The 242-nt window shown below is 47.5% G+C and carries 1 protein-coding gene; it reads left to right on the top strand.

From position 1 onward, the window contains the following. Positions 1 to 8 precede the first annotated feature (8 nt). Positions 9 to 242, top strand: a 234-nt coding sequence (gene infC / locus R0J87_RS23990) for a translation initiation factor IF-3 (protein WP_498889541.1), incomplete at its 3' end; no start/stop codon positions are given.

Raw genomic sequence — 242 nt, 5'->3', positions numbered from 1 at the left:
CTAACCGTATCAATGGCGAAATTCGCGCCCAGGAAGTTCGCTTAACAGGTCTGGAAGGCGAGCAGCTTGGTATTGTGAGTCTGAGAGAAGCTCTGGAGAAAGCAGAAGAAGCCGGAGTAGACTTAGTCGAGATCAGCCCTAACGCCGAGCCGCCGGTTTGTCGTATAATGGATTACGGCAAATTCCTCTATGAAAAGAGCAAGTCTTCTAAGGAACAGAAGAAAAAGCAAAAAGTTATCCAG

It is taken from the genome of Halomonas sp. SIMBA_159 (assembly GCF_046536035.1).
In the GTDB taxonomy this organism is placed as follows: domain Bacteria; phylum Pseudomonadota; class Gammaproteobacteria; order Pseudomonadales; family Halomonadaceae; genus Vreelandella; species Vreelandella venusta_A.
The sequence above is the reverse complement of the archived record's forward strand: the minus strand, read 5'-3'. Positions and strand labels throughout refer to the sequence as shown.